Raw genomic sequence first — 25005 nt, 5'->3', positions numbered from 1 at the left:
ATATGGCAAATTATCCATTCAATGTAAAACGTGGCAGAATTTTTGGGGTATTTGGAGTGCTTATAATTAAATAATTATTACGCTATGCAAAGAAGATCTTTTATTAAAAAAAGTAGCTATACCGGAATAGCGCTTTCACTATTGCCAGGCCTCACGCTATCCCAGGAAACAATTTATTCCGTAGACGAACTAATGGGCAAAGTGGATATTGAACTATACGGCAAGGACATCAACCTGAGAAAGGAAGCCCATGACGCCTTTGTAGAGATGAAAAGGGCAGCCTATAGTGATGGTATGGATCTAAAAATTGTATCCAGTTATCGTAATTTTTATCGTCAGGAGGGTATTTGGGAACGTAAATATTTACAATATACCGAGGAAAAAGGGATGACCAAATTAGGTGCCATTGAAAAAATTATAGAATATTCTACCATCCCGGGCACCAGTAGACATCATTGGGGAACGGACATAGACATCATTGACGGCTATCCAAAGACCACAGGGGACGTGTTGGTACCCGAAAAATTTGAGGAAGGCGGTCCCTTCGCGCTTTTAAAAAAATGGATGGACGACAATGCAAACAAATATGGCTTCTATTTAGTGTATACCGATAACCCCAAAAGAAAGGGATTTAAATACGAACCATGGCATTATAGCTATGCTCCTATTTCCATCCCCATGCTAAAGTCCTTTAGACGAAAGAATATTTTTAAACTGCTGTTGGAGGAAGATATCATTGGAAAGGAAAACTTCACCTCAGGATTTCTTAAAGGCTATATTCAGAACAATATTTTAGACATTAACCCAGACCTTCTCTAAATAGTTTTTTGTAATTTCATAACTATACCATAAAAAACACAGATGAGAAGAGGTAGTTGGAAAATTAGGATATTCATAGGCTTGGCAATCGTGGCCTTCGCTTTTGTACAGCGCTGCAATAACAGGGAGGAAAACCCTTATACCGGTAGGGTCCAGAACATAAACATGAGTACGGATCAAGAAGTGGCCATTGGCCTGCAAAGTGCTCCCGAGGTGGCCCAACAATATGGCGGTCTATATCCTGATGAACGACTACAGTCTTTTGTAGATCAGTTGGGAAATAAACTGGTAAACAATAGTATTGCCAGGGAAACACCATATAAATATGATTTTCATTTATTGGCAGATGAGCAGACCATCAATGCCTTTGCCCTACCCGGTGGACCTGTTTTTGTAACCTACGCCCTCTTCTCCCAATTGAACGAAGCACAACTCGCCGGAGTATTGGGACATGAGATTGGGCATGTAATTGGTAGGCACTCTGCAGAAAGAATTGCGGATAGCAACTTTTGGCAGACCATAAGCATGGGAGCATCGGTAGGTGCCGATGCTGGTGGAATTGTCAATAGCATTGGCCAAAACACCCTCTTGACCAACGGCAGGGACGATGAATTGGAAAGCGATGAGCTAGGGGTGCTCTTTATGATACAATCCGGTTACGACCCCTATGAAATGATCAAGGTAATGGAAATACTAAAAGCTGCCGGTGGACCCAATAGAGTCCCCGAGTTTCAGAGTACACATCCGGACCCCGATAATAGAATTGAACGGATAAAAGAAGCCATTGAGCGAATTAAAGGGCAACAATAACCAATTTCCCTTACCAAGATTAGTATTTAAGTCGATTATTAGTATATTGCACCAGATCCAAATCTTATCACCTAGAAAACTTTACCCCTTATAGCTTTGATTTACAATCATCTAAATGAGACTATATGGGAACTTTATTACATTTTAAGAACATTTATTTAGCGGCATTCGAAAATTGTAAACCAGAATTTGTAGTAGTATTTTTAAAGATCTACTCCGTTTTCTGTGTGGCAATGTTATCCATGGCACTCTATGCATTTGCATTTAGAGCCTTTACCGGATTTGAATTCTAGATCATCAAGATTTGCTCTTTTACCTGAACACTATAAAGCAAATTGAAGCAATAAAAAAACCTATCGATTATTTTCGATAGGTTTTTTTTAAATGCATGCACTACAACTATTTCTTCTGTAGGCTGGCATTGATTACTTCCAGGGCCTCGGTGGCATTGGACAGTTCTGCGTGTTTTTTTGCGTTGTAACCATTATCGCACTTAATTTTAAGATCGGCTCCATTGGCAATAAGGAGTTCCAAAATCTCAACCTTATTGTAACGTGCGGCAAAGATGGCAGGTGTTTTTCCCAAAGATTTTTGGTTAACATCCTCACCTAACTCAATTAGTCGCTTTACGGTTTCCAAATCCCCCTTAATGATAGCCTTGCAGAAAGAGCTTAGATCACCCGGGTTGCCAAATAAAGCCGTTTCATTAATAGCATAGATACTGTTACTACTTTCAGCGCGAACGCCCGCAACCATAAACAATAATGCCATGGTGACTGTTAAGACTGTTTTTCTCATGATGAATAAGATTAATAAGTTGTTATTGATTACCATAACAGACTCCATTTGGTTAAATTTGTTTCACTTTTTTGGGTTAAATAACAAAATTTTAACAAAAAGCCTTCTTTTGACCCATCACTTAAAAAATAATCTTCAAGGGGCCTAAAATTTTCAAAAAAGCTGTCCCAAATTCTAGCAATCCAAATACAATAGTTATATTTTTGACATCACCAATAAACAAATCATGAATAAAAAAGTAATTTTAATGATTTTGGATGGATGGGGTAAATCCCCAGACCCTAAAGTCTCCGCTATAGACAATGCCAACACCCCCTTTATAGACTCCCTTTATACCAAATACGCCAATTCCAATCTCTTGACCGACGGAATGAATGTAGGATTGCCGGAAGGACAAATGGGCAACAGTGAGGTAGGCCATATGAACCTGGGTGCCGGCCGAATTGTATACCAAGATCTGGCAAAGATAAACTTGGCTATCGATCAGGATACCTTAAAGGATGAGCAGGTGCTAAAAGATGCACTACTTTATGCCAAAAACAATGATAAACCGGTCCATTTCCTAGGATTGTTGAGTGACGGGGGCGTACATAGCCACACCTCACACCTCAGGGGGCTTATTGATGCCAGCGAAAGTTACGGCCTTAAGAACACATTTATCCACGCCTTTAGTGATGGCAGGGACGTAGACCCCAAAAGTGGGATAGGGTATGTGGAAGCATTAAACAAATATTGCTCCGATAAGAATGCCAAGTTGGCCAGTGTTATTGGCCGCTATTATGCCATGGACAGGGATAAAAGATGGGAACGGGTAAAATTGGCCTACGACCTATTGGTGAATGGTGAGGGCCAAAAAACAAAAAATATTGAAGAATCCATATTGGCCAGTTATGAATCCGGTATTACGGATGAGTTCCTAAAACCTTTATTGGTCACTGATGATGAAGGATCCCCTTTATCCACAATTAAAAATGGTGATGTAGTTATCTTTTTCAATTTTAGGACAGACCGTGGCAGGGAACTTACCCAAGTGCTTAGTCAAGAGGACATGCACGAACTAAACATGCACAAACTGGATCTATACTATGTAACCATGACCAATTACGATGATTCCTATAAGGGAGTGAAAGTAATATATGACAAGGATAATATTAGTGAAACTTTAGGGGAAACCTTGGCCAAAGCCCACAAAAAACAGATTAGGATTGCGGAGACCGAAAAGTATCCCCATGTAACCTTCTTTTTTAATGGTGGCAGGGAAATTCCTTTTGAAGGGGAACAACGAATTTTATGTCCGTCACCCAAGGTAGCTACCTATGATTTAAAGCCAGAGATGAGCGCCTACGAGATAAGGGATGCCATCATTCCGGAATTGAACAAAGGCGAGGTGGATTTTGTTTGTCTCAATTTTGCCAACCCCGATATGGTAGGCCATACCGGAGATATGCAAGCCGCCATTAAGGCCTGTGAAACCGTGGATAGCTGTGCGGAATCGGTAATAACGGCAGCCTTGGCAAACGGTTATACCACCTTGGTCATTGCGGATCATGGAAATTGCGAGACCATGGTAAATCCGGACGGTAGCCCCAATACGGCACACACCACCAATCCAGTTCCCTTAATTTTGGTGGACAAGGAATTAAAGACTATAAAAGATGGGGTTTTAGGTGATATTGCACCAACCATCCTTAAGCTGATGGGGGTTCCACAACCGGCCTTAATGACAAGAAAACCCTTGGTATAATAATTTTTGAAATTTCAATACATTTGCCAGTACCCCCAAAGGTGAATTTTTAAAAGTATTGTTTTACATTTGCAATCTATGATAAAGATCAAGACTCTAGAAGAGATCGAATTAATGCGCGAAAGTGCATTGATCGTAAGCAAGACCTTGGGAATGTTGGCCAGTGAGGTAAAGCCGGGTGTAACCACCTTACAGCTGGACAGTTTGGCGGAAGCTTTTATAAGGGATCACGGAGGTGTCCCAGGTTTTTTGGGATTGTACGATTTTCCCAACTCCCTGTGCATGAGTCCCAATGCCCAGGTAGTTCACGGAATTCCCAACAACACCCCTCTTGTTGAAGGCGATATTATCTCTATAGATTGTGGAGTCCTTAAAAACGGATTCTACGGCGATCATGCCTACACCTTTGAGGTTGGGGAAGTTGAGGCCGAAACAAAAAAATTATTACAGGTCACCAAAGAATCCCTTTACGCAGGAATTCGTGAATTTAAGGTTGGAAATCGAGTAGGCGATGTAGGTTACGCCATTCAACAATATACAGAAAGCCAGGGTTATGGCGTTGTTAGGGAACTGGTCGGTCACGGATTGGGCAGGGAAATGCACGAAGATCCCGAAATGCCCAACTATGGCAAACGGGGAAGGGGCAAGAAATTTGTGGAAGGCATGGTAGTGGCCATAGAGCCCATGATTAATTTGGGCACTAGAAGAATAAAACAACTAAAGGACGGTTGGACCATTCTAACGGCCGATAATAAACCAAGCGCACATTTTGAGCATGATGTAGCCATCATTGATGGAAAACCAGAGATATTATCCACCTTTGCCTATATCTATGAGGCCTTGGGGATACAAAGTGATGAGGAAGCGGAGTTCCGCCAAAAGGCATTGGTGCTTTAACACTATAGGGGCTTCTTCAGGCTGTAACAAGTAAAGGACTACAGTACCACATATCTTTCTAGGTCAAAGAGTGCCATGGGTGTATAAAGCCATTAAAAATTACCTCTTGATAAATTTTGGTGAATTTCCTTTATTTCTATGGTAAATCCAGTAAAGCACTTTGAAAAAATTATTTAAATACATCTTAAATACCATCCCCCGGCCCATTCTTATTAAATTAAGCTATTGGGTGCGTCCCATTATGGCCCTTGGCATGCGGGGCGATCGATATACCGACCCCATTGATGGAAAAAAATTCAAAAGCTTTCTCCCCTATGGTTATGAACATCCCAGGGAAAATGTATTATCGCCCTCTACCCTATCTTTGGAACGGCATCGCTTATTGTGGCTCTATTTGAAAAATGAGACCAATTTTTTTACGGACCACCTTAAGGTCTTGCACTTTGCTCCCGAACAAGCCTTTTACAAAAGGTTCAGAAACCTAAAGAACATATCCTACACCACCACCGATCTAAATTCGCCCCTGGCCGATGTAAAAGCGGATATATGCAATCTTCCCTTCCCCGAAAATTCCTTTGACGTCATATTTTGCAACCATGTGCTGGAACATATTCCCGATGACACCCAAGCAATGAAAGAAATGTACAGGGTACTAAAACCTGGAGGATGGGGCATTTTTCAAATCCCACAAGACTTGAATAGGGCCGTTACCTATGAGGATAATAGTATAACGGACAAAAAGGAAAGGGCCAAAATATTCGGCCAGTACGACCATGTCCGAATTTACGGAAGGGATTACTTTGCAAAGCTTAGATCTGTAGGCTTTAAGGTAGTGGAAGTTGATTACACCAAAAAGCTATCCGATGCCGAAGTGGACCATTTTAGATTGGCCAAAGGTGAGATTATCCCCTTGGTTGCCAAATAACTACTCCAAGATATTCTCCTTAAAACCGTTGGTCATATATTCCAAGACCTTTCCCTCTGGGTCCAAATAGATAATATAGCCTTCCAATTCTTTATGTTGTGCCAATATTGTTTTTGTTTTCTCCAAATCCATGGCCATAAAAGAAGTGGCAAAGGCATCGGCAGTGGCACAATCATTTGCCATTACACTTGCTGCCAGGATATTTGAATTCTTGGTATAACCAGTTTTGGGATCGATGGTATGGACATACTTGGCACCGGTTTCTGGATCAATTTTGAATTTTCTATAATTTCCAGAGGACGCCATGGCAATGTCTTTCATATACAAGGTTCTTTTATAGGTCCTGCTTTCCTCCATCATGGGATCATCAATGGCCACTACCCATCTTTTTCCCTTGATCCTGTTCTCCCCTTGAGCCACCAACTCGCCCCCAACTTCGACCAAAAAATGGGCAATACCTTTATTCCTTAACAAAACTGCCAGACGATCTACCGCATAACCTTTGGCTATGGCGTTAAAATCGAAATAGATGGCAGGGTCCGCTTTTTTGATCCTACGGTCCAAATTAATGGATACTTTGTTGAAACCCACGTAATCCAAAAGGCTATCTACCTTAGTACTGTCCATTTTCAACTCCGCACCTGGGCCAAAGCCCCAGGCGTTCACCAAAACCCCAACAGTTGGATCAAAATAACCATCCGTGGCTTCAAATACTTTGGCAGAAAGCTCAAAGACCTCCCTGAACATTGCATCCACAACAATGGTGGAATCCCCTGCATTTATTCTTGAGATGTCGGAAGTGGGTATGTAAGTGGACATCGACTGATTTAAAACTTGAAAAAGGGAATCTATTTCCCGTTCAAAATTCAATTCCGACTTGGACAAATAAGTGATGTTGTAGGAAGTTCCAAGAGCGGAGCCAGAACTCACATTCTTTACCCATTTAGTCTCACTGCTCCCACACCCTGCCCCCAACAGTATTAAAAAAAATAATGCTATACGGAATCCGTTATATTTTGATAAGTCCATCATATTCCAACACATAAGCTTCATTAAGATAAACCGGTAGGTTTCTATCCTCCGCATTGTAGAGACCAACCCCGGCATAATAGGCCTCACCGTTTTGGGCAAGGGCATGATCCTTAATTTTCTGCATTAGGGACCTGTCGTATTCCCTTGGATCCTGTGGATGCAGCACAGAGCGCACCACTATAAAAAATAACTTTTTATCCTTAAGACAGACAAACTGTGGATTGCGTTTGGGTTTGCTATTAACTCCCATAAACTCGAATCCTTCGGCTTCCAATTGTTTTCCAACAATGTTCATTGCCAAATTGTGCAATTCCTGTTCCGTTAAGGGCGTACTCATTGTCTTTACTTTAAGTTCCTACACCAAAAACAAATTCTGGCCTATTCACAACATGCTTATAAAAAAAACCTGTCAGGTTTTGAAAACCTGACAGGTCTATAATTAGACCTTCAAGGTCTTGGAATTCAGGAAGGTTATAGATTAACCTCCAAAATCGTCAAATCTAATATGTTCATCAGGGATTCCGAAATCCTCTCCCATTTTTTGAACAGCCTTGTTCATCAATGGCGGTCCACAGAAATACAATTCTATATCTTCCGGCGATTCGTGATGGTTCAAATAATTTTCTATTACACAGTTGTGAATAAATCCTACGAAACCATCTCCTGGCGCATCAATGTTCTCTTTCACTTTCCAGTTGTCCTCTGGCAAGGGCTCGGATAGTGCCAAATAGAATTTGAAGTTTGGAAACTCCTTTTCCAGTTTGTAAAAATGATCCAAATAAAACAATTCGCGCTTAGACCTACCTCCGTACCAATAGGTAACTTTTCTGTTGGTCTTTAAGGTGTTGAACAGGTGATATAAATGCGAACGCATTGGCGCCATTCCTGCACCACCACCAACATACAGCATCTCTGAATCGGATTCGTTGATAAAGAACTCACCGTAAGGTCCGGAAATTACCACAGGGTCTCCTTTTTTCAAATTGAAGATATAGGAAGATGCAATCCCGGGATTTACATCCATCCAACCGTTTTTGGCCCTATCCCATGGTGGGGTTGCAATACGAACGTTCAACATAATCTCCCTTCCTTCAGCAGGATAAGAGGCCATTGAATAGGCTCTTTCCACAGTTTCAGGATTCTTCATGACCAGAGGCCATAGGTTAAACTTATCCCATTCTGCCTGAAACTTATCAGGGGTTTCGTGCTCTTCCGGATGCGCGGTGATATCCATTTCAGAGAATTTCACCTCACATGGGGGAATTTCAATCTGAATATATCCACCGGCCTTATACCCCATATCTTCAGGAATTTCAACAACAAATTCCTTAATAAAGGAAGCTACGTTGTAATTACGAACCACTGTTCCCTGCCATTTTTTAATTCCGAAAACTTCTTCTGGAATAGTGATTTCCATATCCTGTTTCACTTTCACCTGACAGGCCAAACGAGCGCCATGGTTCAATTCCTTTTTGGAAAAATGTGGCGTTTCTGTTGGAAGGGCTTCCCCTCCACCGGAAAGTACGTGACATTCACACTGAATACAGGTTCCTCCGCCTCCACAGGCAGAAGGAAGAAATATTTTTTGGTTCCCCAAAGTGGACAACAGGGACCCCCCTGAACCTACTTCAATTTTCTTTTCACCATTAATCGTAATGGTTACCGGGCCTGATGGGGATAATTTCTCCTTGGTAAACAGTAATAATGCCACCAATAATAACAATAGTATTAAAAAAGCAACTACCGTTATCAGTATTGTTCCAATTGTACTTGTAGCTAAAATCATTTTTACTCGTTTATTATAGCGTTGTTATAAGAAACCGTATTTTCTTTGGTTTCCTCAATTATTTTATCTTCCTCTACCTTTTGGGCCGTATTCTGCTCTACTTCTTTTGGAGCTTCATCACCACCTGTCAACATACCGCCAAAACTCATAAAACCAATAGCCATAAGTCCAGTGATTATAAAGGTAATCCCAAGACCCCTGAGTGGGGCAGGAACATTGGAGTATCTGATTTTTTCACGAATGGCAGCAATGGCCAAAATAGCCAAAAACCAGCCAATTCCAGAACTTAGTCCGTAATTGAAGGCCAGTCCCAAGGTTTGGATATCCCTGGACTGCATAAACAACGAACCTCCCAAGATGGCACAGTTAACAGCAATAAGCGGTAAAAATATACCCAATGAATTATAAAGTGCAGGGGAAAATTTCTCCACAACGATCTCTACCAATTGCACCATAGTTGCTATGGTAGCTATAAAGAGTATAAAAGATAAAAAGCTTAGGTTATAATCGGCGTACTCAGGTCCCAACCAGGCCAAGGCCCCATCACGTAACAGATACTGATCCAACAACCAATTTAGGGGAACCGTTACCGCCAATACAAAGATCACAGCTGCTCCAAGACCAACTGCAGTAGTCACTTTTTTAGAAACGGCAAGGTAGGAACACATTCCTAAGAACGTGGCAAATACCATATTATCTATAAATATGGATTTAAAAAATAATTCTACATGTTCTAACATAACATTCTATACTTATGATGACTACTAGTTTTCCTCTATTAAAGCTTTGTTGCGTGAACGTTGCACCCATATAATGAGGCCAACAACGATCAGGGCCATGGGGGACAACAACATAAATCCGTTGTTCTCATATCCAATGGCATACAAACCTGTTTTTTCAATGGGATCTCCCAAGACCTTATACCCAAGTAATGTACCTGAGCCCAATAGTTCCCTAAAAAATCCAATTATGATCAATATTAAACCATATCCGGCAGAATTCCCTATACCATCCAAGAAGGACCTCCAAGGTCCGTTGGCCAAGGCGAAGGCTTCAAAACGCCCCATAATGATACAGTTGGTTATGATAAGCCCTACGAAAACAGAAAGTGTTTTACTCAATTCGTAAGCAAAGGCCTTTAGCACCTGATCTACCATAATTACAAGGGCGGCAACAACCACCAATTGTACAATAATTCTAATTTTGGACGGTATAATGTTCCGCATCAAGGAAATAACGACATTTCCCATGCCCAATACGAACATAACCGATAGGGCCATTACTATGGACGCCTTTAATTCTGCTGTAATTGCCAAGGCGGAACAAATTCCCAATACCTGGATGGTAATAGGGTTATTATCGGCCAAAGGGTCTAATATTAGACTCGTATCTTTTTTTGAAAGTAGTGCCATAGTTTAATTTTTAGCTCTTATTGATTCCAAATAGGATTTATATAATTTTACGCTTTCCTTAATCATTGCGGAGAGGCCGTTACCGGTAATGGTTGCTCCTGCCAATGCATCAACTTCATTATCATCCTTGATTTCATTGGTTGGGTCGTTATTTCCCTTGGCAACTGCAATTCCCGCATATTCAGTACCCTTTAAAATGGATTCTCCTGCAAAATCGTCCATAAAATAGCGCTGTTTGATATTGGCTCCCAAGCCCGGGGTTTCTCCCTTATGGTCAAAATACACGCCTTTTACCACTAAATTATTATCCAGGGCAACGAATCCCCATATAGCATCCCAAAGACCTTTGCCCCTCATAGGAATGATATAATACTTTGATCCGTCCTTTTCTCCAATAAACAAGGGCAACTTTCTTGTTTTGCCGGCTTTGGCCTCGGTTTCCTGTTTCTTAAGGTCTATTAGATAGGCATTGTCATCCTTTGTAATCTTATCCCCTTCAATGACCAATTGTTCCTTGATATATTTTTTAAATTCCCCGGCGACCTTATCGGTAGAAACAAAATTGACACTTCCTTCGTCCTCATTTTCGTTTACGCCCATGGCATAAAGAATATTCTGTTGCTTCTCCAGTCTTTCGTTCTCCTGGATCTTTTCACTCAAAGAGGAGGCAAAAAATGCCAAAAGAGACCCAACAATGACCACCATAATGGCGGCGAAAATAACGGTGTAACTATTTTTATCTGTATTAATTGCCATGATTATACTGTTTCTGCTTTTAATTCCTGTGCTTTTCCTTCTCCGTCCCTGGGCAAAATAGTAGCGTTCTTAGCCCGCTTCAATCTTTTATTTATATTCCCCCTAACCACATAGTGATCAATAGTTGGGGCAAAAACGTTCATCAACAAAATAGCCAGGAATACGCCTTCTGGATAAGCAGGGTTGAATACCCTTATCAATACCGAAATAAATCCTATAAAGAATCCATAATACCATTTGCCCTTATTGGTCTGTGCACCGGTAACCGGATCGGTTGCCATATATACTATACCAAAGGCCAAACCACCCACGATCAAATGCTGCCAAAATGCAAAACTCATTAATCCGTAGAACTTACTTGTTTCGGTTATCCAGCCCGCATCTACCACTCCGTTAAAGATAAGACCCATAACCAGGGCTCCTATTACGGCACTCACCATAATTCTCCAACTGGCAATCTTACTATAGATCAAGAACAGTCCGCCCAACAAAATAAGTATTGTAGAGGTTTCCCCAACAGATCCCGGAATAAATCCAAAAAACATATCCGAAACGGAATAAGACATTTCTGCCTCCTTACCCTGAGCCAAATAACCCAAAATGGTTTCCCCGGAAATAGCGTCCGGGCCACCGGCCAGGTCCACCGCCTGATGCACCCACACCTTATCCCCACTCATCCAGGTGGGATAGGCAAAGAATAAGAATGCCCTAATGGTAAGCGCAGGGTTCAAAATATTCATTCCCGTACCTCCAAAAACTTCTTTCCCGATAACCACTCCAAATACTACGGCCACGGCCAACATCCACAAGGGGGTATCTATAGGTACGATCAAGGGAACCAACATACCGGTAACCAAATATCCTTCCTCCACCTCATGGCCTTTAATTACGGCAAACAAGAATTCTACCGCCAGTCCAACCGCATAGGAAACGATTACCAAAGGCAGCACGGTCCATGCCCCCATAATAAAATTCTCCCAAGTAAGGAAGTTACCAAACAGGGAAGCTTGCCTTACAACGCCATTGGCAGCATCCACAGCTGCATAGTGCTGATAACCCGCATTGAAAATTCCAAATATAAGCACAGGCACCAAAGCCATGATCACCGTATTCATCGTACGCTTAAGATCATCCACGGCACGTACATGGGACCCAGAATGTGTAGTTTCGTTGGGAGCATACAAAAAGGTATGGATTGCATTGAATGCAGGGGCCATTTTTTTACCCTTGTACTTCTCCTTTAGGTTATGTAAATTACTTTTTAAGCTCATCTTTTATCCTATTTCTTTATATAATAAATCCAACCCTTCCCTAATAATCTGCTGATGGGGCTGTTTAGAGATGCAAATAAATTCTGTAAGTGAAAAATCTTCGGGAGCAACTTCGTAAAGACCCAACTGTTCCATTTCATCCAAGTCCTTTACCATACAAGCTTTTAGAAGTTGTAAGGGGTATATATCCATTGGAAAAACCTCTTCGTACAATCCCGTTACCACAAATGCCCTGTGTTCACCATTGGTATTGGTATCCAAATCGTATTTCTTTTTGGGCTGCAACCAAGAGAAGGTCAAGGCCCTTGTTGAAGATATTTTATTGAAAACAGGCTTGTTCCATCCAAAAAATTCGTAATCATCCCCTTCGGGAATTGCCGTTACGGTATTGTTATAATGCCCTAAATACCCATCCGGTTTTGTTTTCGAACCTGTAAGGACATCCCCATTGATCACCCTGAAGTTTTCGGTATTCACACCACTGGCATATAGAAAGGTGGCTATTTCCGACCCTATTCTGGTAGTGTAATATTTTGGAGCCTTAACGCTAGACCCAACCAGGGCCACGACCCTTTCAGGATTATATCGTCCCGTTATCAGAAGCTCCCCTATAATTACAAGGTCCTGTGGCGTTATTGTCCAAACCACTTCACCTTTGTTAATGGGGTCTATTTTATTGATCTGGGTACCTACCAGACCTGCTGGATGGGGACCGGAAACCTTATGTATTTCAGCTCCTTCCATTTTGGAAAAAATAGACTCTTTACCTTTGCCAACAGAGACATGTACCTTTCCGGGAGTTAATTTTCCCAGGACAGTAATTGCTGCCTGAATTTCATTTTCCTTACCCTTTAATGCGTAATCCAAATCGGCCGCCATAGGACTGGTAACATATGCCGAAATAAATATGGCCTTAGGGGTTACACTTGGGTTCGCAATAATATCATAAGGTCTTTGCTTAATAAAAGGCCAACACCCAGATTTTAAAAGCAACGCCTTCACCTCCTCAGCTTTGGCGCTTTTAGGGGACAAAGGTGCATGGGACACAAATTCCTGGCTTTTGTCCGCCAATATTTTCAATGTTAAAATTCTTCTTCTCGCACCTCTCACTACCTCAACCAATTCTCCGCTAACAGGGGAAACAAAAAGCATCTCTTCCACATTTTTATTGTAAAAAAGTGGCTCTCCCGCCTTTACTTCAGCTCCTTGCTTAACTAATAATTTAGGTGTAATTCCGTGAAAATCCTGAAGATTGATTGCATAAACATTACTTAAAACAGCTTTGGAAGTGGTCTTTTCCGCATCACCAATAAGATTAATGTTCAAGCCTTTTTTAATTCGGATGTCTTTAGACATATTTAGTAGACCTTAGGTTATCAAAATTTCGAGCAAATTTACTACTTAATAGAAAGTTTTCATAATTATTACTTATAAATTTAGAGATTAAACCACCCTAACTTATTTAGGCTTGCTTTTTGCTTACCTTTACTGTAAAATATTACCAAATGAGATTGAATCTTTTTGCGCTTGTTCTGTTCCTGTGCATCCGTTTTACTTTTGCCCAGGTTCAGATGGAAATCAACCCTCCAACCAATATTAAGACCATTATATTTAAAGGTGATACCGATGACCAATTTCCGGTCGTAAACTTGGGCGACCCGGTTTATTTGGAGTTTGACGACCTACTCGCCAATGAACAGGATTACTACTACAAGATTGTACATTGCGATTACGATTGGACCCCATCTTCCCTTTTAAAATCGCAATATCTAAACGGAATGGACAACGAGCGCATAGTAGATTACGAAAACAGCTACTCTACCTTACAACCATATTCCAACTACAAACTTACCATACCCAACGATAATACCCGATTAAAAGTTAGCGGCAATTATGTATTGGAAATTTACAACAGTTATAATGAGTTACAGTTTTCCAGAAGATTCGTTGTCTATGAGGATAGGGTTACGGTGGGCGGCGTGGTAAAACGTTCCAGGGATTTCAACTATTTAAATGAAAAACAGGTTGTACAATTTACCATTAATGCCACCCAGGTGAAATTGGTAAACCCCAACAAGGAGGTAAAAGTGGCCATAATTCAAAACCACCTTTGGCCTACCGCCATTACCAATATAAGCCCTCAATTTATCCTGGGGTCGGAATTGGTATATAAATACGATAAGGAAACCAGTTATTTTGGCGGAAATGAATATTTCAATTTTGACACCAAAGACCTAAGGGCGCCAAGTTCTTCCATTTCCCGAATAGAACTTACAGACCTTTACCACCATTATTTATTTATGGACTATTTTAGGGATGACAGGCCCTATACCTATTATCCCGATATCAATGGCGACTTTGTGGTCCGAACCCTGCAGGGAGAGGACAGCTCCAGGGAGGCCGAGTACAGTTACATACACTTTACCCTGCCCTACACGGCAAAGATTGGCCTGAACGATGTATATGTATTTGGAAAATACAATAATTACGCACTTGAAGAGGAAAACAAAATGACCTATAATGAGGCCACGGGCAATATGGAGGCGGTTATAAAGATGAAACAAGGATTTTACAACTACAAATATGTGATGAAAAACAATGAAGGCGGCATTGACATGAACACTATTTCTGGGAATTTTCATTTTACCGAAAACAACTACCTCATCCTAGTCTATTATAGGAATTTTGGCGATATCTATGACAGTATTATTGGAGTTGGCTCTGCCAATTCCCGTTCTATCACCAATTAACCCCTGTTTCAGTCCGGCTCTACAACCCCTAATTCCTAAGGTGTCTTTAGGGCCATTAAGATATGGACATGCTCCAATACCCTGGCAACAACAATTTAGCTCAATAAAAAAAGCGGCCAAGAAGATATTAACACTAGCTTAAACGTGTAAACAAAAAGTCTTATTATATTGCACCCTCTTAACTACAGGAGTACAAGAAAATCCTTAACCAATAATCAATAATGAACAGCAGCCTTCACCCAATTTGGAACAAAGCCATTTTTACCCTTCTTCTTTTCTTCGGACTAAGCTCCCAAGCGCAAGAAAGCAAACTCCAAAGCATCCTGAACGATTTCCACAACCACCCGGAACAGATACTCGTTGCGGCCCACAGGGCCACCAACCCCAACTATCCGGAAAATTCCTTGGCGGCCATAGAGGAAAGCATCCGCATAGGGGTAGATATCGTAGAAATCGATATTAGAAAAAGTAAGGACGGGGAACTGGTAATTATGCACGACAAAACTATTGACAGAACGACCAATGGCACAGGGAAAGTGGACGATTTCACCCTTGCCGAGCTCAAAGAGTTAAGACTGAAATTCGGAAATGGTATTACTGAGGAGCAGGTACCCACTTTTGAAGAGGTTCTGCAGTTGACCAAGGGCAAGATACTATTGGATGTGGATTTTAAGCTAGAGGGCGAGGCAGCCGTAAGACAGACTTTTAAACTTATTGAAAAGTACGGAATGGCGGACCAAATATTATTTTTCCTTTATGACTATCCCGAAACCACACAGTACCAAGAATTGAACAAGGACATTAAAATAATGCCGAGGGCCTATTCCAGAAAGGACATTAGGGCCATTAAAAAACTAGAGGATATTTCCATTATACATATTGATGAAAGCTATTACAAAAATGGAATTATGCGAAGGACCATAAAATCCGGATATCGGGTATGGATAAATGCATTGGGCAAGTATGATGCAATGGAAAGACAAAGGAAAGATTCCGGGTTTGATGCCCTCTTGACACGAAAATACGTCAACGTAATTCAGACCGATTTGCCTGAAGAACTTTTAACCTACCTAAGATCCAAAAACCTACACCGATAACCTAGTTGCGAACAAAATCCAGGATAGAGGGATCAAAATTTAATTTCATAAATCCCTTTGCCATATCCATCACCATTCCTGATCACCAGTTTATGGCCTTGGTCGTCGTATTTCCAAAATACCTCCTTTTCCAATAGTTTTCCGTCCAGTAAAACCGATTCCGGGATTTTATTGGAATGAATCCTTAAAAGATGGGGGAATTTTTCTCCTTCTAGGGAAAGCTTTAGAGTCCCGGCTGCTGTTTCATAGGAAATTGTAGTTTCCCCCACGGTATCGGTATGATAATAATCAAAACTATTTTCGCCTTTAGGATAAACTAAAATCGTTGTATAGCCTTCGGAATCCAAATCCCCCAACCCTGTATAGGAACGTTTTATATCCAAGGGCACTATGGCGCCTTCCTTTATATAGACCGGGAATTCGTCCATTGGATATTCCCGCTCAATATCCACCTCTCCATCAATGAGTTCCTTATCGTTAAAGAAGTATCTCCACTGCCCCTTTGGCAACGCAATAGTCCTTTTTTTGGAATCCATATATATTGGGGCCACCAGAAAATCATCCCCGAACATATAATGATACTTTCCTTGCTTTAGCGGTGTCTGCAACCTTCGCCCTCCGTTATGGGCCGTTACCACATAGTGATACATATAGGGCACCAGTTCTGTATGTAGCCAGGAAAACTTCCGAATTACCTCCAGCTCCTCTTCCGTTCTCTTCCAAAGTCGCCTCTCCCCATGTCCCCCATTCATGAACAGCCCGCAAAAAGTGGAGAATTGAGTCCAGCGCATATACAATCTTGGCGGAATTGTTTTCCCCGAGAATCCTGCTACATCAGACCCTACAATATTATAACCCAGGGCCGCACTGTTAAGGACACTCTCTATGGCCGACTCAAAACCTTGAATTCCATCCAAAGCAATATCAACATTTTCATCCCCGCTCTCCATAATCATTTCATCGGTAACCCATTCGTGCTTCTGATCGCCTACCCAATTTACAGGGGAGGCGTCTATTGGAGCAAAGCCTTCGGGATGAAAGCCACGGTCCATGGATCGGGAAAGTGTAACAAACTCTGGATTTTGGGTAAGTCCATGCCTATATTCGTCCCTGTAATAGTGGTCCATATAGGTCCTAGTGGTCATAATTCCCTGGGATGTCCTCTTGTAAAATATGGGTATCGGACCCAGTTGGTTCCAGAATAGGGTTGCCGTGCCATCCAGTTTCCATCCATCGATACCCAGGTCAAAGACATTTTGTTGCAACCCCCTCCACCAGTCCATAGCCCTGTCATTGGTATAATCTATAAAACCGCCTTTGCCTTTCCACCATTTATTTGGCTTGCTGGATTTAACTAGGAAACCATTATCCTTGGCCTTCTGGTACCAATCCTTGGAATCCTTTATGTGGGTATCATTACTTAAACTATTTACCATGGACGTCATCCAAAGTACCACCCTATAGCCATCGTCCTGAAGCCTTTTAAACCACAGGTCGGGCTTTTTATAAAGAGTCGTATCAATTTCAAAATCATTATAGCACAAAGACCAGGGACTATCCAAAATAATGGTTCTCACTGGAATATCATTCTCCTTATACCCAGTAAGTAACTCGTCCACATAGTCCGAGGTATTAACATCATCTTCCCAAAGCCAACATTCCAAGGCCCAGGGAGGGGTTAAAGGCGGATTTCCATGTCGCTGATCATTGAACGGCATTCCCCATACGGGGAAAATCCAATAAAAATAGGCAACGACACTTAAAGTCCCCAGCACCCAAACACCAATTTTAAAAGCCCTTCCTTTCAATTTATTTTTTAATTTTTCTAAAGAATCGGAAATATATGGTCAAAAGAGAGTAGACCATAAATACAGAACCTATGGTAAGAAGCAAGGAACTGTATTCGGCAAACACTTTGCTATAGCCCTTTACTGCATTGCCCCTGACCATATAGTACAGCCCAAGGAGTATTAAAAACAGGGCACTTACCATAGCTGTCAAGGCCATTCTTTTATGCAATGGCATAAAATGCTTTCTTCTGTAGTTCCACAGTAATTGGAATAAGACCAACCATATAGCCCATGATAACACTTGCCAAAAATTCAACGTTCTAAAATAATTTACCGCGGTAATGAAGGGTTGGAACAATAAATTTTCCCCACTATAAAAAGGTCGATCCTGGTACATTAGAACCTTCACCCTACTTTGATCCCTGGTCCTTATTATGTCCAAAATGGATTTTTCCTTTTTATCCGGGTCCATTTGATGCCAATTTGGAATTTGGAAGGCATTCCATATGCCACATGCCCTACCGTAACCGTGAAAATCGAGTCCGCCCATCATAAGGAGCTTATTATCTTCACAGAACTTCTTAAGGTCCTTAAATAGGGTTCGGTCATAATAAAGTTCCTTGCCCACATTTTCAATTTCAAAACCATCTGCACCTAGCTCCCTATAAAACTCCTTATCCTTTCCCTTCCCATCAAACCAATGATTTATTATTACAGCGCCGCCATGCTTATGCACTAGGTCTACAATAAGGGAATCGGGTTTATCCTTGGTTTCAAATTTTCCGTTCAGCCCCAACAGACTCATATGATTGGAACCCGAATGCTCTTGACCGACCATGACCAAAGGTTCTATGGGAAATTGATTGTTCCTTTGCTTGTTTACAAATTCCAATGTTTTTTTGTGATTGGCATGGTCTGTTATAAAAAAGGCATCGAAACCATTCCTCTTGTGCCAAGCCCACATTTTTTCCTGGGATATCAATCCATCATGACTAAATTCGGTATGGGAGTGGCTAGTTAGCAATATTTCATCCGAGCTATTGTTTACAATGGTATTATTAGGCAGTCGAATGAAAAGAATAACTACAAAAACTGAAAAACAAATACCGATCAACAAAGGTAGGTTCCCCAAAAAACGCAAAGCTTTTCGACTTCTGTTGGGAGGTGCAGTTACTTTAAAAATCTTGGAAAGACTCAGGCATAAATAAAAAACCAAAATCCACAGCAGCGTAATCGGTAATTCCTGTAAGGGATAAATAGTCCGGTTTACATATAACAACAACCCCAAAATTGGTTCAAAAATAATTCTCAAAACCGGAATATGGATATCGTATTCGGGAAGGGTTTCGAGGCTAAGGGCATCAATAATATGGATATCCAAATGAAAAAAAAATGCCAGAAAAGCGACTATCAAAATCGGAATTGCAACAAAAGACTTTTTCAACATTTTAATATTATCATTAGGCTAGGTATTCCAGATATACCAGTTTACAATAAAAGAAAAAAACCTTTACAAAGATACGTATTAAGCCCCCCGGGCAGAATTTTTAATGTACAGGATTATACTCGTTCCTATAATTGAATTGAGCTACATACTTTTTTATCCTTTCCCTCTGTTCCTCCGTAAATCGGTCCAATGGTTCCGCATTGTGATCTTGGCAAATACCCATGGCCAACAAAGCCGATTTGGTACCCTTTATATGTCTGGAGGAATACTCCCCTACCTCATAAATGGTCTGGTGGACCATAATGACCTTTTCCCGCAATAACTTTATTTTTTCCAAATCTTGATTCATTGCTGCCTCATATAGATCTACAAATAACCTTGGGAAAAAATTGGCTCCCCCGGCTACGGAACCATGACCACCGTTCATAATCGTCTCTGGCAAAAACAGCTCGGTTCCGGCGATTATGGAAAAAGATGGATCGTTCTTAAACTCTTCTATCAGCATATACAGATAGGTTAGATCCCCGGAACTATCCTTAATGCCTATGGCCCCCAATTCCTTGGCCCTCTTGACCACGTCTATGGATAAATGAAGTTTTGTACAACTAGGCATATTATACAACATAAAGGGCAATGGCAACATAGGCACCAAACTTTCCAGATAATCCCCCATTTCTTCTTGGGCAATGGGAAAATAGTAGGGAGGTGCCACTACCAAGGCGTCTGCACCAACCTTTTTTGCATGATTGGCTATTTCCATGGTCCCATCAAAAGAAGTATCCGTAATCCCCACCAAGACAGGAACTTTTTTATTTACAATTTTACAGGTTTCGGATATAAGCTGTTTCCTAACCGCATAACTAAGACTAGGGCCTTCCCCTGTGGTTCCCAAAATAAAAATTCCGTGGACCCCGCCACTTATTAAATGGTTTAATAAATTTTTCAACCCCAAAAGGTCTAGTTCCTTATTCTCAAGTAAAGGTGTTACCATGGGTGGTATTATTCCTTTTATAGCCAATTTCATGATTGTATAATTAAAGGATTAATATTAAATAATGGCAATACCTACCAATGGACAAAAAGTTGTAATAATCAATTTCATAATGGTTGGTAATTTAGGTTGTTTATGAATTTATATGTGATCAATAGATCTGTTTAATGGATAATGGGACCTACTGCCACCAATTGTATAAAACTCGATTTGTTGCTCTAACAAAATAAAGTCAATTTAAAAACCCGTGCCACTACAATATTGTTTTAATTGCATTATATTTTAACCTTATTTCTGAATAATTTAATTATATTAGTCCAATATTGTCAATATACCAAGCCATGGAATTTATTTTTGAAAAAATATTTGTACCCAATAAGCATTCATTTATATCGAGAAAATTACCCTTGGCATCCAATGCCAGAATCCATTCCCACAGAAATTTTGAATTAAACTTTATCACTTCCGGATCTGGCAGAAGAATTGTTGGTGACAACATCTCTGGATTTGAAAAAGGGGATCTGGTTCTCCTGGGGCCTAATTTGCCCCACTGCTGGGAAGCCTTGGATTTTGAAAAGGGAAATGATCCTTTTTGTATTGTTACCCACTTTTCGGAAGATATCATTAATTCCGACTTTTTTAGGATGCCAGAGCTGGAGCAGGTGGTAGACCTTTTAAAGCAGTCTAGCACCGGGCTCCGTTTTAAACTGGACAATGATAGCCACATAAGGCAAAGCCTCGAATACATGACACAATTGGACGGCTTGGAATATTATATTGAAATGCTTAAAATATTTAATTTTCTGTTGCAGGTAGATGAAAGGGAAAACTTATCCAATCCCAATAACAGTTCGGCCGTTTTCTCAAAGAATCTGGATAAAATAAATAAGGTCTACGAATATGTTTTTCAAAATATCCAGGAAGGCGTAAAATTGGAGGAAGCCGCTGCCGTATTGAATATGGCACCAAGTTCCTTTTGCAGGTATTTTAAAAAGAAGACAGATCTTACCTTTATGGAATACGTAAAAAGTGTTAGGGTTGGCATAGCCGCCAAATTATTGGCCGAAACCGATAAACAGATCACTCAGATCTGTTTTGAAAGCGGGTATAACAATCTGGCCAATTTTAACCATTACTTTAAGCATATTATGGGAAAAACCCCATCGGACTACCGCAAGACCTTTAGGTAATATTTAGTTGTTCCATGCCACTCCCATATGGTTTGCTATGGCCTGTGCAACCGGAAGAGGCAACAGGTATTATTCCTCCTTTAGAATTCCTCAAATTTACACCTCCCAATAGAACAAACAGTATCTGGATATGCCATTGCATATCGTTAATTTTTTGCACCTTCCAACCCTTTGTCCAAAACAGTTTCCGTATGTTGAAATCGATAGGTACCCTTTGGCCGTACACCCGCCGTCTGTACGGTATATTGTTTATACTTTCCTATCCGAGATGCGACCAAACACATTAATAAGAAAACCGAAAAGTACCACCATAAATGAAATTAAACTGATTGGAGGCAGGCCTCCCTGCCATTTTGAAGGACTGGCCCATGTGGCATACCCCATAAAAAAAAGATGGGTTCCCAGTAGAAATAACAGGACCAATAGAAATTTCTTGGATGTAATAAGGTTTATAAGTATTTCTTTATTTTTAGAGCGATTTCTAAAGCACCAGTGATAAAGACCCAGTATCATAAAGCTGGCCATGCCGGCGAACAAACTAAAATTCCCTATAACGGAAAGGCTAAGATCCTTATCGAAAAACTTGGGATAGTAATGGGGATTAAAAATCAGAAAACTAAGTAGCAGGTGGAATATGGTCAACAGCAGGCCTGAAATTCCCCATATTTTTCTGCTTTCCAACCCAAAATTTAATGTTGAAAACCCCAAATTGTCCAAGGGTCCAATGGAGAAACTAAACGTAAGTAAAACTATTGCGGCCAAGGAGACGCCTTTGTTGAGAATAAATATTGGCACCTCTTTCCAAGCAACAGTTCCCACCACATTATATCTTAAGACCGCATAGCCCATTGAAATAATTAAAACAAGCCAAATAAATCTTAGGTATTTCCTTTGTGCACTTTCCTCCATTAAAACCAAGCTTCAATTTAATTCATGGGAAATCTATCCCTGTCCCCCAAGTCGCCGTGTACGCTTATGGCTATGACAGCCAAAATAGCTAGCACGCCCAGTACGAGGATCAAATGGAGAAGCCATTTTTTAAGGACTATTTTATCCATTTCGGTATAGGTATACTGCAAAGTACCCGATCGGAGCAAAGCAAAGATCAAAATGATGTTTAAAACGTAAAGATGATGGTTAAGGTGCATTTCTCCCCCAAAAATTCCCGTTACTGCATAGCTCATAAAAGTGTAAGCTATTAACATTGTAAAAAAGGTATACAAGACATCTTTTTGGGAAAATTGATCCTTTTTAAATCTCAAAGAGAGGGTTATTATCATAGCGAGTAACACCAACACTACCATTATAGTACTTGTGGAGGCAACGGATTCTATATTGGGCAAATTCTCCAAACGCCTGGCAATATGGGCATAGGTAAGTGATTCCCTGTAAACGATCAACGGAATAAAGAGCGCCACAATAAGCAGGGCCGACCAGTTTTCCCATTTGGCGGCCCTTGGAATCTCCTTTGGCCACTTGGAAGTATATACTCCATAGGCCATACCAGAGCCACCACAAAAACCAATGCAGTATTCCATAACGTTCCACATATTAAAAGGAATTTGCCATACATTGCCAAGAACATGTAAGAAATTACCAAAGCTAAAACCTATACCTCCGCCCAGCATGGCATAAAAGGCCACCCTAATGGCCGAGTTTCTCTTTTCCCTGGCCATATACCATAACATGGCCAAGCCCGCTCCAAGACACACGGCCCAGGCCTCGGATCTGGGAGGGGTCATCTTGAAACCGATCTGCTCTATAAGAAAATAATAACCGATAATTCCACCGGCCGTCATTTCGGATAGCAAGGCACCCCACCTTACCCTGTTTTCCTTTGTAGAATCCAAGGTTAAACCTACTAGGCCACCGCCCAGTAAGCCGAATAAACCTCCAATAACGAAGAGCATCCCCAAGCCGTAATATGCATTGACAAAGTTATCGGCGAAACCATAGCCAACAACCTTGCCATAACTGATCATTCCCCCAGCTCCCCAACCTACGGCCGATGCCAGAGCCACCAACATCATTTTGTTATACCAATCCTTTCTGCCGGATACGAGTACCAGGGCCAGACCTCCTATTGCCCCTGCCCAGGCAGCACCCTGTTCATGTCCAAACTGGCCCCGAATGGCCCAAGCAGTGGCCAAAGACATGGCCACTATTAAAACCTGAACTCCTATTTTACTAGTTTTCATACTATTTGAGATGATTATTTTCTTCTTTTTATTTCAACGGTTTCAATTTCATTGCCGTTAATATCCGTCACATACAAAAAGGCATTCTTCTTATTGATCTGTACATTGACAAAATGTTCTATTTTACTGGATTTCTGAGTTTCCGGTAAGGTGAGCTCTATATCGTACAGTGGAGCTCCCGCTCCCGCAGAGGTAATATAATGCACCCCATTTTTAGTGGCCCGGTGATAATGGTGATCATGCCCGTTCAAAAAAACCTGAACCTTATGTCTTTCAAAGATATCGCCCCAGAATTTACGGGTCTGTTCGGCTTCCGCCTTTCTGTTTTTCATGGCGCTATACAAGGGTTTGTGTTGAAAAATGAAAACAAAACCCGCCTCCTTGTTCAATTCCAAGACATTTTCCAACCATTTTTTCTGGGTGTTAAAATACTCGGAAAAGGCATTTTTCCAGAAGTCATCACTGTTCTTTTCCGAGATAAAATCGGGCTCTGAAATTTGCTTGCCTTCACTGTCCAAAACAATAAAAAGGGCATCTCCAACGGTGAAATAGTAGTATTTTTCATTGTTGGGCAAATCGAACAGGTCATAGTAATAGGGCGAATCCTTTTCGTGGTTGCCCAAAACGGGATAGTAGGGCGTATTTCTCATTAGCTCCTTATTTACCCCAAAAAAGGCTTCCCAATCGCTAATAGATCGTCCGTTTGCCACCAAATCCCCCGAATTGATAATAAATCTGGGATTGGTCTCCATGATTCTGGCCACTATTTTGGCATGCACGTCGTGCCTGTTCCTGGAGTCGCCGGTAACAGCAAAATTAAAAGGTATTATTTCATCTGGGTAAGTGGTAAGAGTACCTTTGCCTTCATCCGAACCATCGTTAAGAACATCATATTGGTATTCTGTATTGGGTTCAAGGTTCCCAAGATGAATTTTGTGGTGTTTATATTCCCCAATGGTCTTTACGTTTCCATCCTTATCCGTAATGGTAGGCGCACTCTCCAAAGTGGACCAACATATGGTGGCATCTTTGGTTCCCATTTGCTGAATATAAGGGCCAAAGGCAATTTTGTCCTTTACTTGGGCAACACTGATAAGACTACTTAACAAAAAGGACAAGAACACTAGTTTTTGCATGATTTTGAAATTTAGGAATCGGAACAAATAATCCGACATTAGAAAAATATTAATAAACGATAATAAACCCCATGGCAGCCCTGTTTCCATTATGGAACCGATACAAGATTAGGGGGCAGTAAACCATCATCCCTTCCGAAAAGTCGGGATTGGATG

General features: G+C 41.0%; 24 protein-coding genes. 9 read left to right on the top strand and 15 right to left on the bottom strand.

All coding sequences use genetic code 11. The annotated features are described in order from the left end of the window. The first annotated feature begins 84 nt into the window (after positions 1-84). The 3 genes from C7972_RS12855 (at position 85) to C7972_RS24310 (ending at position 1922) form a co-directional block, all read left to right on the top strand. A complete protein-coding gene (locus tag C7972_RS12855) occupies positions 85-819 on the top strand; it encodes a M15 family metallopeptidase (RefSeq protein ID WP_110356587.1) in 735 nt (244 codons plus the stop codon). A gap of 42 nt (positions 820-861) precedes the next feature. Next, positions 862-1629, top strand: coding sequence for a M48 family metalloprotease (locus C7972_RS12850; protein WP_110356586.1), 768 nt, complete (start codon positions 862-864; stop codon positions 1627-1629). Between the two features lie 125 nt (positions 1630-1754). Continuing rightward, positions 1755-1922 (top strand): DUF6747 family protein, encoded by a 168-nt coding sequence (locus C7972_RS24310; protein WP_309148926.1) that lies wholly within the window; start codon positions 1755-1757, stop codon positions 1920-1922. A gap of 106 nt (positions 1923-2028) precedes the next feature. Here the strand turns inward: C7972_RS24310 and C7972_RS12845 are convergent, their stop codons facing one another. Beyond that, positions 2029-2427 (bottom strand): ankyrin repeat domain-containing protein, encoded by a 399-nt coding sequence (locus C7972_RS12845; RefSeq protein WP_110356585.1) that lies wholly within the window; start codon positions 2425-2427, stop codon positions 2029-2031. A 226-nt stretch (positions 2428-2653) separates the two neighbouring features. On the opposite strand from C7972_RS12845, the gene gpmI reads away from it, so the two are divergent. From gpmI to C7972_RS12830, 3 genes are all read left to right on the top strand, one after another. Beyond that, positions 2654-4171: a 2,3-bisphosphoglycerate-independent phosphoglycerate mutase gene (gene gpmI, locus C7972_RS12840; protein ID WP_110356584.1), complete on the top strand. Its 1518-nt coding sequence runs from the start codon at positions 2654-2656 to the stop codon at positions 4169-4171. A gap of 78 nt (positions 4172-4249) precedes the next feature. Beyond that, entirely contained in the window at positions 4250-5068 is an 819-nt protein-coding gene (gene map / locus C7972_RS12835; protein WP_110356583.1) for a type I methionyl aminopeptidase, read from the top strand. 160 nt (positions 5069-5228) lie between these two features. Beyond that, positions 5229-5993, top strand: a complete 765-nt coding sequence (locus tag C7972_RS12830) for a class I SAM-dependent methyltransferase (RefSeq protein ID WP_110356582.1) — start codon at positions 5229-5231, stop codon at positions 5991-5993. Here C7972_RS12830 and C7972_RS12825 read toward each other — a convergent pair whose 3' ends face one another. The 8 genes from C7972_RS12825 to C7972_RS12790 form a co-directional block, all read right to left on the bottom strand. Further along, positions 5994-7025 carry an FAD:protein FMN transferase gene (locus tag C7972_RS12825; RefSeq protein WP_110356581.1) on the bottom strand — a complete coding sequence of 344 codons (1032 nt, stop codon included), beginning with the start codon at positions 7023-7025 and terminating at the stop codon, positions 5994-5996. It lies immediately after the preceding gene. Beyond that, positions 7003-7362, bottom strand: a complete 360-nt coding sequence (locus C7972_RS12820; protein ID WP_110356580.1) for a Na(+)-translocating NADH-quinone reductase subunit F — start codon at positions 7360-7362, stop codon at positions 7003-7005. The genes C7972_RS12825 and C7972_RS12820 overlap by 23 nt, the downstream gene beginning before the upstream one ends. 141 nt (positions 7363-7503) lie before the next feature. After that, a complete protein-coding gene (gene nqrF / locus C7972_RS12815; RefSeq protein ID WP_110356579.1) occupies positions 7504-8811 on the bottom strand; it encodes an NADH:ubiquinone reductase (Na(+)-transporting) subunit F in 1308 nt (435 codons plus the stop codon). A 2-nt stretch (positions 8812-8813) separates the two neighbouring features. Then, positions 8814-9551 carry an NADH:ubiquinone reductase (Na(+)-transporting) subunit E gene (gene nqrE / locus C7972_RS12810; RefSeq protein WP_110356578.1) on the bottom strand — a complete coding sequence of 246 codons (738 nt, stop codon included), beginning with the start codon at positions 9549-9551 and terminating at the stop codon, positions 8814-8816. A gap of 24 nt (positions 9552-9575) precedes the next feature. Then, positions 9576-10223, bottom strand: a complete 648-nt coding sequence (locus tag C7972_RS12805; protein WP_110356577.1) for an NADH:ubiquinone reductase (Na(+)-transporting) subunit D — start codon at positions 10221-10223, stop codon at positions 9576-9578. Positions 10224-10226: 3 nt separating this feature from the next. Then, positions 10227-10979, bottom strand: a complete 753-nt coding sequence (locus C7972_RS12800; protein WP_110356576.1) for a Na(+)-translocating NADH-quinone reductase subunit C — start codon at positions 10977-10979, stop codon at positions 10227-10229. Between the two features lie 2 nt (positions 10980-10981). Beyond that, complete coding sequence (locus C7972_RS12795) at positions 10982-12250, bottom strand: NADH:ubiquinone reductase (Na(+)-transporting) subunit B (protein ID WP_110356575.1); 1269 nt, start codon at positions 12248-12250, stop codon at positions 10982-10984. Positions 12251-12253: 3 nt separating this feature from the next. After that, positions 12254-13606: a Na(+)-translocating NADH-quinone reductase subunit A gene (locus tag C7972_RS12790; protein WP_110356574.1), complete on the bottom strand. Its 1353-nt coding sequence runs from the start codon at positions 13604-13606 to the stop codon at positions 12254-12256. Positions 13607-13755: 149 nt separating this feature from the next. Here C7972_RS12790 and C7972_RS12785 point away from each other — a divergent pair, with 149 nt between their 5' ends. Beyond that, positions 13756-15000 carry a DUF5103 domain-containing protein gene (locus tag C7972_RS12785; RefSeq protein ID WP_110356573.1) on the top strand — a complete coding sequence of 415 codons (1245 nt, stop codon included), beginning with the start codon at positions 13756-13758 and terminating at the stop codon, positions 14998-15000. 221 nt (positions 15001-15221) lie between these two features. Further along, positions 15222-16097 carry a glycerophosphodiester phosphodiesterase family protein gene (locus C7972_RS12780; RefSeq protein WP_110356572.1) on the top strand — a complete coding sequence of 292 codons (876 nt, stop codon included), beginning with the start codon at positions 15222-15224 and terminating at the stop codon, positions 16095-16097. A 32-nt stretch (positions 16098-16129) separates the two neighbouring features. Here the strand turns inward: C7972_RS12780 and C7972_RS12775 are convergent, their stop codons facing one another. From C7972_RS12775 to C7972_RS12765, 3 genes are all read right to left on the bottom strand, one after another. Next, positions 16130-17872: a TIM-barrel domain-containing protein gene (locus tag C7972_RS12775; RefSeq protein WP_220020905.1), complete on the bottom strand. Its 1743-nt coding sequence runs from the start codon at positions 17870-17872 to the stop codon at positions 16130-16132. Between the two features lie 34 nt (positions 17873-17906). Next, the gene (locus C7972_RS12770; RefSeq protein WP_110356571.1) at positions 17907-19334 is read right to left on the bottom strand and encodes a PHP domain-containing protein; all 1428 of its coding nucleotides are present in this window, start codon (positions 19332-19334) and stop codon (positions 17907-17909) included. A gap of 100 nt (positions 19335-19434) precedes the next feature. Beyond that, on the bottom strand, positions 19435-20358 hold the full coding sequence (locus tag C7972_RS12765; protein WP_110356570.1) for a dihydrodipicolinate synthase family protein: 924 nt from the start codon (positions 20356-20358) through the stop codon (positions 19435-19437). Between the two features lie 308 nt (positions 20359-20666). On the opposite strand from C7972_RS12765, the gene C7972_RS12760 reads away from it, so the two are divergent. Next, on the top strand, positions 20667-21515 hold the full coding sequence (locus C7972_RS12760) for an AraC family transcriptional regulator (protein ID WP_110356569.1): 849 nt from the start codon (positions 20667-20669) through the stop codon (positions 21513-21515). 249 nt (positions 21516-21764) lie between these two features. On the opposite strand, the gene C7972_RS12750 is transcribed toward C7972_RS12760, so the two are convergent. From C7972_RS12750 to C7972_RS12740, 3 genes are read right to left on the bottom strand one after another with little or no spacing between them, the layout of a single operon-like run. Continuing rightward, complete coding sequence (locus C7972_RS12750) at positions 21765-22424, bottom strand: hypothetical protein (protein WP_110356567.1); 660 nt, start codon at positions 22422-22424, stop codon at positions 21765-21767. Positions 22425-22441: 17 nt separating this feature from the next. Continuing rightward, positions 22442-23713, bottom strand: a complete 1272-nt coding sequence (locus C7972_RS12745; protein WP_110356566.1) for a hypothetical protein — start codon at positions 23711-23713, stop codon at positions 22442-22444. Positions 23714-23727: 14 nt separating this feature from the next. Continuing rightward, positions 23728-24849, bottom strand: coding sequence for a metallophosphoesterase (locus tag C7972_RS12740; RefSeq protein ID WP_181422886.1), 1122 nt, complete (start codon positions 24847-24849; stop codon positions 23728-23730). Positions 24850-25005 lie beyond the last annotated feature (156 nt).

The organism is Arenibacter sp. ARW7G5Y1 (assembly GCF_003201775.1).
Classification (GTDB): Bacteria; Bacteroidota; Bacteroidia; order Flavobacteriales; family Flavobacteriaceae; genus Arenibacter.
The sequence above is the reverse complement of the archived record's forward strand: the minus strand, read 5'-3'. Positions and strand labels throughout refer to the sequence as shown.

Excerpts from the sequence above, each read along its gene's own strand:
- C7972_RS12855 (WP_110356587.1), top strand. The coding sequence starts at position 85 with ATGCAAAGAAGATCTTTTATTAAAAAAAGTAGCTATACCGGAATAGCG.
- C7972_RS12850 (WP_110356586.1), top strand. The coding sequence starts at position 862 with ATGAGAAGAGGTAGTTGGAAAATTAGGATATTCATAGGCTTGGCAATC.
- C7972_RS24310 (WP_309148926.1), top strand. The coding sequence starts at position 1,755 with ATGGGAACTTTATTACATTTTAAGAACATTTATTTAGCGGCATTCGAA.
- C7972_RS12845 (WP_110356585.1), bottom strand. The coding sequence starts at position 2,427 with ATGAGAAAAACAGTCTTAACAGTCACCATGGCATTATTGTTTATGGTT.
- gpmI (WP_110356584.1), top strand. The coding sequence starts at position 2,654 with ATGAATAAAAAAGTAATTTTAATGATTTTGGATGGATGGGGTAAATCC.
- map (WP_110356583.1), top strand. The coding sequence starts at position 4,250 with ATGATAAAGATCAAGACTCTAGAAGAGATCGAATTAATGCGCGAAAGT.
- C7972_RS12825 (WP_110356581.1), bottom strand. The coding sequence starts at position 7,025 with ATGATGGACTTATCAAAATATAACGGATTCCGTATAGCATTATTTTTT.
- C7972_RS12820 (WP_110356580.1), bottom strand. The coding sequence starts at position 7,362 with ATGAGTACGCCCTTAACGGAACAGGAATTGCACAATTTGGCAATGAAC.
- nqrF (WP_110356579.1), bottom strand. The coding sequence starts at position 8,811 with ATGATTTTAGCTACAAGTACAATTGGAACAATACTGATAACGGTAGTT.
- nqrE (WP_110356578.1), bottom strand. The coding sequence starts at position 9,551 with ATGTTAGAACATGTAGAATTATTTTTTAAATCCATATTTATAGATAAT.
- C7972_RS12805 (WP_110356577.1), bottom strand. The coding sequence starts at position 10,223 with ATGGCACTACTTTCAAAAAAAGATACGAGTCTAATATTAGACCCTTTG.
- C7972_RS12800 (WP_110356576.1), bottom strand. The coding sequence starts at position 10,979 with ATGGCAATTAATACAGATAAAAATAGTTACACCGTTATTTTCGCCGCC.
- C7972_RS12795 (WP_110356575.1), bottom strand. The coding sequence starts at position 12,250 with ATGAGCTTAAAAAGTAATTTACATAACCTAAAGGAGAAGTACAAGGGT.
- C7972_RS12790 (WP_110356574.1), bottom strand. The coding sequence starts at position 13,606 with ATGTCTAAAGACATCCGAATTAAAAAAGGCTTGAACATTAATCTTATT.
- C7972_RS12785 (WP_110356573.1), top strand. The coding sequence starts at position 13,756 with ATGAGATTGAATCTTTTTGCGCTTGTTCTGTTCCTGTGCATCCGTTTT.
- C7972_RS12780 (WP_110356572.1), top strand. The coding sequence starts at position 15,222 with ATGAACAGCAGCCTTCACCCAATTTGGAACAAAGCCATTTTTACCCTT.
- C7972_RS12770 (WP_110356571.1), bottom strand. The coding sequence starts at position 19,334 with ATGTTGAAAAAGTCTTTTGTTGCAATTCCGATTTTGATAGTCGCTTTT.
- C7972_RS12765 (WP_110356570.1), bottom strand. The coding sequence starts at position 20,358 with ATGAAATTGGCTATAAAAGGAATAATACCACCCATGGTAACACCTTTA.
- C7972_RS12760 (WP_110356569.1), top strand. The coding sequence starts at position 20,667 with ATGGAATTTATTTTTGAAAAAATATTTGTACCCAATAAGCATTCATTT.
- C7972_RS12750 (WP_110356567.1), bottom strand. The coding sequence starts at position 22,424 with ATGGAGGAAAGTGCACAAAGGAAATACCTAAGATTTATTTGGCTTGTT.
- C7972_RS12745 (WP_110356566.1), bottom strand. The coding sequence starts at position 23,713 with ATGAAAACTAGTAAAATAGGAGTTCAGGTTTTAATAGTGGCCATGTCT.
- C7972_RS12740 (WP_181422886.1), bottom strand. The coding sequence starts at position 24,849 with ATGCAAAAACTAGTGTTCTTGTCCTTTTTGTTAAGTAGTCTTATCAGT.